Here is an 8,077-nt window from a genome sequence, read left to right on the forward strand (position 1 = left end):
CAGCCTGGAAACCTGGACCTCGACCAAGGGCGCCCTGACCTGGCTGAGCGACACCGCCAAAAACACCCTGTAAAAAATCAGCCGCTCAAAATCCGCGATAGCCCCCTGTTATCGCTCACGGAATCCAGGTTTGCCCGAAACACGGTGACGGATCCGGGTTAGTCGAGATGGCCGTAGATGCTTAAAATTTTCTAAATGGGGAGAACAAAATTGCCGGGCTTTTCTTGGACCAAGATAGGGCAAGACTTGCCTTACTCCATCGGTATATTTTGTGATTTGCACTATTTCAGAGGCCAAGCATTGCGCTTTTATACTGTTTATCTTCAACTTTTAATGAGGCGTTGAAATGGCGAGGAAGCTTCCTGATCCAGGTGACCGTACAGCGAATGATCCAGCGGTGCTCTGCACCAAGGAAAGAGTTCTCCAGTTGTACAGAAACCATACTGGTGACACTGCATCTAAAATGTCGCAAAAGGTCAGAAGTTGGTTTGTCAGTGCTGCCCAGGAAGAGGGGTGGGATGCAGCTTTGTTTTTGAAGGATGTCGAAACAAGGCATTCCGCTGGATGTGTTCTGTATAAGTCTCCAGCCCCATCAATTCGTTTCTTCATTGAGGGCGATGAATCAGATGATTTTTGATCAAAGGTAGTCACGTTCACTAACGGAACTTGACTTGCGCGCCCCTCTCTTTTGTTGTTTAGTTTCCGTGGGGCGCGCACAGGGTGTGGCAGCGCTTCCGTCTTCCACAGTGTTGGAGGAAGGCCATTTTGCCAAGATGGGCAAAGTGCTGGTTCTTTGGTGGTGTATTTGGTTCGTTGTTGCCGCGACCCTTGACGCCCCTGCTGGACCCCCGCTGGGGTGTCCTCTTTCGCGGACGAGACCGAGGATCTGGTGTTCTGGTCGAGTGCCGAGGCGCCCATCGTGCTGACCACCATCGCCAGCGAGGCCCAGGCCAGCGGCCCGGAGACCCTGGACCTGCGCCGGTTGGCCCTGCCCATCGCCATGCTGCGCCAGCCGGACGGGCGCCTGCATCTGCTGATCCTGGACGGCCCGCGCCGCCTGCAGATCGAGGTCGTGGTGACCCGGCTGTTCCGCGATCCGGTCCGGCTGCTCATTCCGGTGTGGCCGCCATTGGAGGACGAACCGCGCGTGCTCGCTCTGCGCCGGTTCCTGCACCTGCGCGCCGCCGGCGCTCTGCCCGATCAGCTTTACCGGCCCGAACGGCGCGGGCTCCGCTGGGCCGACATGCTGCGCGCTCACGATGCGCGATTGGCGGGGGCGTCCCACCGGGAGATCGCCGCGGCCCTGTTCGGCCAGGAGCGGGTGCGGGACGACTGGGCCGGGTCCTCGGATTATCTGCGGCTGCGTGTGCAACGCTTGGTGCGGGCGGGCGACCGCATGGTCGGCGGCGGCTACCGCGACCTTCTGCGGTGACCGCCGGCCTTCGGAGGTGGAGGGCCGGTGGGGATCCGCGACGGGTCTGGATGGTGGAGGGAGTGGCCTTCCGCACGCCCGTCGGGGAGACACGCCATGTCCCGCGCACCCGCACGGCGGTCCACGGGCGACCGCGCGAACCTGTATTCCGAGATCACCGACCGCATCATCGCCGAGCTTGAAGCCGGACGCCTGCCTTGGGTCCAACCCTGGGGCACGGATCAGGCCCGAACGGCGGTCGGCCTGCCGCGCAACGCCGGTTCGGGCCGGCCGTACTCCGGGATCAACGTCCTGATCCTGTGGGGTGCCGTCATCGAGCGCGGCTATTCCGGCCAGGGCTGGTTGACCTTCCGCCAGGCCAAGGCCCTGGGTGGGGCCGTCCGCAAGGGCGAGCGCGGCACCACCGTCGTCTACGCCGACAAATTCGTGCCCGAGGACGAACGCCGCCGCGCATCAGAGAAGGGCGAAGACCCGCAGGCCATCCCGTTCCTGAAGCGCTTCACGGTCTTCAACACCGACCAGTGCGACGACCTGCCCGAGGTTATCGCCACCACCGCGCCGCCGGTTCCCGAGGGGCTGATCCTGCCCCGCGCCGAGGCGCTGATCGCCGGCACCCGGGTGGATTTCCGCATCGGCGGCAACCGCGCCTTCTACAACCCCCTGCATGACTTCGTGCAGGTGCCGCCCCCGCAGGCCTATTTCGAGCCGGTCAACTGGCACCGCACCGCCCTGCATGAACTGGGGCACGCTACCGGCCACCGCTCACGCCTCGACCGCGACATGTCGGGGTCCTTCGGCTCCCGCAAGTACGCCTTCGAGGAACTGGTGGCCGAGATCACGGCGGCCTTCACCTGTGCCGCGCTGTCCATCGTACCGACCGTCCGTCACGCCGATTACATCGCCTCGTGGCTGGACTGCCTGCGCGAGGACAACCGCGCCATCATCCGCGCCGCCAGCCAGGCCAGCAAGGCCGCCGACTGGCTGATGGGCTGCCTGCCCGAGGATGTCGCCATCCCCGAGACCACGCCACACGATGAGGAGGCAGCCTGATGCGAACGATCAGCACACCGGTGTTTCTGACCTGCGTCGTGATGGCGGTCCTCTTTTTCAGCTTTTGGGCCTACTGGCCGCTCTCCAAGCCCCTGCCCATCGGTCCGGCCACCGTCCTGTCCGGCGATACGCTGGTCATTCACGAGCGCGCCTTCCGTCTCGCCAACGTCCACGCCCCCGCGCGCGCGCAGGTCTGTCGGGACCGCCACGGCCGCCCCTGGCCCTGTGGCGCCGAGGCCGTCGCCACCCTGCGCGAGGCCATCGGCGACTTTGTCGTGTCCTGCGCCGTCCAGGGACCCGAACAGGACGGCGCCGCCCCGGCGCGCTGCGTCGTTCGCGGCGAGGATCTGGGCCGCACAATGCTGTTGGAGGGACTGGCGGTCGCCATCGGTCAACCGTCCACCGAATACCTGGGCGCCGAACGCACCGCCCGGTTCCTGCAAAAGGGCCTGTGGGACGACCCCGACCACACCGACGCCAACGCGTTGGCCAGGGGGAGGGACGGATCATGACGACGCTCGACCACCCGCCTGTCGATTACGGCCTGATCGATCAGGCCCGCGCCACCGAGGGCGGCCACCTCAGCATCGGCCGGGGCGGCTACACGCTGTGCTTCGCCGACGGCGCCACCCTGTCGGGGTATGATACCGAGCGCATGAAGGCCGCCTGCATCGGCGCCGGCCTGCCGGTCATCGACAGCCGGCCGGTGCCCTTCGATGCCGTCGTCCGGCTGGCCGTCCACGGTCCCATGATCGCGGTCGGCCGCTCGGCCTCGCCGCCACCGTGGCACGGGTTCGCCTACGCCCCGCTGCTCGACGTGGCCCGGGCCTACGCCGAGGCCGGCGCCGAGGTCTACAACATGCCCGGCCTGACCGATGGCGCCATCCGCCGGAGGTGAAGGGCCGTGGGGGTTTTCGTGACCGGTTTGTCAGGTCGGAGGGAGGCTCCGACCGGCCGGTCACGGAGAACCGCCATGACGAGTGCATCCCGCAAGAGCGCGTCCCGCAAGGTCACCCTGAACGGCACGCGCGACATCCCCTTCAACGCGCTGGTTCTGTCCCAGGCCAACGTGCGCCGGGTCAAGGACAGCGTCTCCATCGAGGATCTGGCCGACGACATTGCGCGACGCGGTCTGCTGCAGAGCCTGACCGTGCGCCCGATCCGCCAGGAGGCCGGCGCCGAGACCGGCACCTTCGAGGTGCCGGTCGGCGGCCGTCGCTATCGCGCCCTCGAACGCTTGGTCAAGCAGAAGCGCATGGCCAAGACCGCGCCGGTGCCCTGCATCGTCCATGACGATGGCCTGGCCGAGGAGGATTCGCTGGCGGAGAACGTCCAGCGTGTCGCCCTGCACCCCCTCGATCAGTTCCGCGCCTTCCAGGCCATGCGCGAGGCCGGGCTGACCGAAGAGGACATCGCCGCGCGCTTCTTCATCACCCCCACCGTGGTCCGGCAACGGCTTCGGCTGGCGTCCGTCTCACCGCGCCTGCTGGACCTCTATGCCGAGGGCACCCTGGTCCTGGAACAGCTGATGGCCTTCGCCGTCACCCCCGACCACGACCGCCAGGAGCAGGTCTGGGAGGCGCTGTCCCAGGGCAGCCATCGCCCGCCCCATGTCATCCGCCGCATGCTGACCGAGACCGCCGTGCGGGCCGGTGATCGGCGCGCCCGCTTCGTCGGCATCGAGGCCTACGAAGCCGCCGGCGGTCTGGTCCTGCGCGACCTGTTCACCGAGGACAACGGCGGCTGGCTGCAGGACGTCGGCCTGCTGGAGCGACTGGTGGCCGAACGGCTCAGCGCTGTCGCTGAGGAGGTTCGCGCCGAGGGCTGGCGCTGGGTCGAGGCGGCGGTCGACTTCCCCTACGGGCACACCAACGGTCTGCGCCGTCTGCCGCGCGAGACCGCCCCCCTGACCGAGGCGGAGCAGGCCGAACGCGACGCCCTGGTCGGCGAGATGGATGCCCTGCTGGCGGGCTATCCCGAACCCACCGAACTGCCCGAGGACGTCGACGCGCGTGTCGGGGAGATCGAGGCCGCGCTGAAGGCCTTCGAGACCCGACCGGCCACGTTCGAGCCCGACGAGGTCTCCCGCGCCGGCGTCTTCGTCTCCATCGATCTGGACGGCGAGGCGCGCATCGAACGGGGCTTCGTCCGGCCCGAGGACGAACCGCCCGTGCCCGCGCCCGGGCCGCAGGCGGCGCCCGATGGGCAGGCCCCGGCGGCACCGGAGGGCACCGAGGGTGCCCCGCTGCCCACCGGAGCCATGCCCGAACCGGCGGCACCGGGCCACACCCAGACAACTGATCCCGACCCGGATCCCGTCGATGCGCCGCTGCGTCCGCTGCCGGACCGGCTGGTCACCGAACTGACCGCGCACCGCACGCTGGCGCTCCGCGATGCGCTGGCCGGCCATCCGGACACGGCCTTCCTGGCCGTCCTGCACGCCCTGTGCCTGTCCACCTTCCACCGCCACGCGGTCGCAAGCTGCCTGGAAATCACCGGCCGTTCGGGGCCGCTGGCGGCCCAGGCACCGGGCCTGAAGGACAGCGTATCGGCGCAGTCCCTGGACGTCCGCCAGGATGCCTGGATCGACCGCCTGCCCGCCGATCCCCGCGACCTGTGGGGGGCGCTGCAGGTCCTGTCGTCTGACGAGCGCATGGAGCTGCTGGCCCATTGCGCCTCGCGCACCGTCAACGCGGTGGTCGAACCGTGGAACCGTGTGCCCGGTCGCACGGACCACGCCGACGCACTGGCGCGGGCGGTCGGGCTGGACATGGTCGCCGCCGGCTGGCGCCCGACGGTCGAGACCTACCTCGACCGGGTGCCCAAGGCGCGCATCCTGGCCGCCGTCCGCGAGGCGGTGGGCAACGAAGCCGCCGACCGTCTCGTTTCGCTGCGCAAGGGCGAGATGGCGACCGAGGCCGAGGCGTTGCTGGCCGAAACCGACTGGCTGCCGGAGCCGTTGCGGACGCCCGAAGTGAGCGGGCCGGACGCTCCCGAAGCGCCCGCCGCCGAGTCAGGCGAGGCAGACGAGGACAACGAAGCGACCGAGGGAGATGGCGAAAACGGCGACGAGGGGGCGACGCCGGAGCACGGCGAGAAGGACCCCGCCCCCGAAGACATCGACGACGCCACCCGCGCCGCCGAATAGCCCGCATCCTTCACGCGGCCCGGTTCCGGTGTTCCCGGGGCCGGGCCGTTTCTCTGCCGGAGGGCTCCGCCATGTCCCTTCCCGAGATCGCATCCCGCCTTGCCGCCGAGGCCGAGGCGGTCTGCCGCACCTACCTTCCCGCCGGCCGTCGCCAGGGCGCCTATTGGCAGGTCGGCGACGTGCGCGGCACGCCCGGTCGCAGTCTCTATGTCCGCCTGACCGGCCCTCGCGCCGGCCGCTGGACCGATGCCGCAACCTTGGAACGCGGCGATCTGCTGGACCTGATCGCCGCCAACCGGGGCCTCGATCTTCGCGCCGCGCTCGACGAAGCCACCACCTTCCTGCGCCTGCCGCGTGATCGTTCGGCGCCCGCCCGCGAGCCTGTTCCCGCCAATTCCACCGCCGCCGCGCAACGCCTGTTCGCGGCCTCCCGGCCCATCGCTGGCACCCTGGCCGCGCGCTATCTGGCCGGACGCGGCATCGTTCCGGCCCGTGCCGAGCCTGCGCTGCGGTTCCATCCACGTGCCTTCTGCCGGCCCGATCCGGGCATGACTCGCACCCAATGGCCGGCGCTGATCGCTGCCGTGACCGCGTCCGACGGCACGCTGACAGGCGTCCATCGCACCTTCCTCGACCCCGCCACCAGCGGCAAGGCGCCGCTTGTTCGGCCGCGCCGTGCCCTCGGTTTTCTGCTCGGCAACGGCGTGCGGTTCGGTGCCGCCGGCCCCGTCCTGGTCGTCGGCGAGGGCCTGGAAACCGTCCTCTCCTTGCGCTCCGTGCTGCCGGATCTGCCCGCCGTCGCAGCGCTGTCGGCGGGCCACCTCGGGGCCTTCGAGCCGCCGCCCGGCCTGCGCCGCCTGTACGTGGCCCACGACGGAGACGCCGCCGGCCTGCGCGCCTTGGAGCGCCTGACGGATCGCCTCGGACCCCGCGCTATCACCGTCCGTCCGCTGCCGCCGCTCGGCGCGGATGCCAACGCGGACCTGCTGGCTCTCGGCCCGCGCCGGTTCCGCGCGCGCGTTCTCGGCTACCTGGATCCGGCCGACGTGCCCCTGGCCCTCGACAGGGCGTGAGCCGCAACGGGGGCGCCGGGTCGGCGGGGAGCGACGGTCGCGCGCTGGAGTCTCCCCCGCCGGGGACCGCGCCGGCGGCCTTTCCATGCGGGGGATCTGCCGGAGGCCGGCCGCCGCCGCAAGGACGCCAAGGCGTCCTCCTCCACTGCGTTCCGGCCCGTTCGGGTGCGGCGCCGTCCTCGGGGCCTCCGGCGGGCGATCCCGGGAAAGGCCGCGATGGGCGCGGCCTCCATCCAGAGGGAGAGCCCCATGATCCGCGACGTCCTGCCCCCCACCGACGATCCGCACGCCACCGCTTCGGCCACCGCCCACCTGCTCGAGGAGCTGCACCTTTACGGAATCCGGCCGTTCCAGGACGAGCCCGATCCACGTCCCATGCCCGACGCGGAGACCGCCGGAAGCGCCGTCACCGCCTGCCTCGACACCCTCGCCGACCTGCTCACCGGCACCCGCCTCGAGGACGACCTGGGCGACCTGCTGTGGTCCGTCGTCAACGCCTTCCACCGCCGCGTCGGCGCGCTCGACCGGGCGTTGGACACCAACGAGCAGGCCCAGCGGCGCTCGCAGGCCGAGCAGGATGGCAGCGAGGTGCGCTCGGTCGAGCTCGAGCGCCTGACCGCCGAAGGCATCGGGCTGATCGAACGCCGCAACGCCTTCGAGGCGTTCCGCGACACCGCCGCCGAATCCTTCGAGGCCATCACCGGCGGCGCCTGGCGCCCGCGCGCCGGGTCGCTCACCAACCGTCGGGCGCTGACCGCCGCCGTCATCGACAGTCGGGATTTCCTGGCCGCCCGCCAGCGCGCCGAGACCCAGGTGATGCTGCCGCCTGGGCCTCGCGTGGCCTTCGCCGGCGGCCCGGCCTGCACCGATCACCGGCGTATCTGGGCTGTGCTCGACAAGGTGCGCGACCGCCATCCCGACATGGTGCTGCTGCACGGCGGCGCGCCGAAGGGCGCCGAGCGCATCGCCGCCTGCTGGGCCGACCAGCGCGGCGTGCCGCAGGTCGTCTTCCGCCCCGACTGGACCCGCCACGGCAAGGCCGCGCCCTTCCGCCGAAACGAGCAGCTGCTTGAGTCGCTGCCCATTGGTGTTATCGTTTTTCCGGGTTCGGGCATCACCGACAACCTCGCCGACACCGCCCGCCGCATGGGCATCCCCGTGTGGAAGGTCGGTTCGGAGGGCGGCGCGTAAGCGCCGCCAAAAGCGAGTGTCATAGCCGCTGACGCCGTTGCCTTTCCGGCCGGGTTGGGCCGGAAGGGGACTGGCAGGTTTTGGCCTCAGAGCCTGACTCAAAAGCCTACTGGCGGGCGAGGCGTCGCAGCGCGAGTTGGATGGAAGCGATGCTGACGAAAGCGGCAAGGGTGTCGGCGAGGT

At 69.7% G+C, this 8,077-nt stretch carries 8 protein-coding genes; all 8 read left to right on the forward strand.

The features are described 5' to 3' along the window. The first annotated feature begins 346 nt into the window (after positions 1–346). Positions 347–637, forward strand: coding sequence for a hypothetical protein (locus BLS85_RS18945; RefSeq protein WP_143027271.1), 291 nt, complete (start codon positions 347–349; stop codon positions 635–637). Positions 638–856: 219 nt separating this feature from the next. Then, positions 857–1,432 (forward strand): DUF2285 domain-containing protein, encoded by a 576-nt coding sequence (locus BLS85_RS18295; protein ID WP_092788175.1) that lies wholly within the window; start codon positions 857–859, stop codon positions 1,430–1,432. 96 nt (positions 1,433–1,528) lie between these two features. Beyond that, positions 1,529–2,482: an ArdC family protein gene (locus tag BLS85_RS18300; protein ID WP_143027272.1), complete on the forward strand. Its 954-nt coding sequence runs from the start codon at positions 1,529–1,531 to the stop codon at positions 2,480–2,482. Beyond that, a complete protein-coding gene (locus BLS85_RS19240; protein WP_092788176.1) occupies positions 2,482–2,994 on the forward strand; it encodes a thermonuclease family protein in 513 nt (170 codons plus the stop codon). The genes BLS85_RS18300 and BLS85_RS19240 overlap by 1 nt, the downstream gene beginning before the upstream one ends. Next, positions 2,991–3,380, forward strand: coding sequence for a hypothetical protein (locus BLS85_RS18310; RefSeq protein ID WP_092788177.1), 390 nt, complete (start codon positions 2,991–2,993; stop codon positions 3,378–3,380). The genes BLS85_RS19240 and BLS85_RS18310 overlap by 4 nt, the downstream gene beginning before the upstream one ends. A 75-nt stretch (positions 3,381–3,455) precedes the next feature. After that, positions 3,456–5,630 (forward strand): ParB/RepB/Spo0J family partition protein, encoded by a 2,175-nt coding sequence (locus tag BLS85_RS18315; protein WP_092788178.1) that lies wholly within the window; start codon positions 3,456–3,458, stop codon positions 5,628–5,630. A 71-nt stretch (positions 5,631–5,701) separates the two neighbouring features. Further along, on the forward strand, positions 5,702–6,703 hold the full coding sequence (locus tag BLS85_RS18320) for a DUF7146 domain-containing protein (protein ID WP_092788179.1): 1,002 nt from the start codon (positions 5,702–5,704) through the stop codon (positions 6,701–6,703). Positions 6,704–6,952: 249 nt separating this feature from the next. After that, positions 6,953–7,894, forward strand: coding sequence for a DUF2493 domain-containing protein (locus tag BLS85_RS18325; protein ID WP_245699290.1), 942 nt, complete (start codon positions 6,953–6,955; stop codon positions 7,892–7,894). Positions 7,895–8,077: the final 183 nt, after the last annotated feature.

Source organism: Rhodospira trueperi, from assembly GCF_900101965.1.
In the GTDB taxonomy this organism is placed as follows: Bacteria; Pseudomonadota; Alphaproteobacteria; order Rhodospirillales; family Rhodospirillaceae; genus Rhodospira; species Rhodospira trueperi.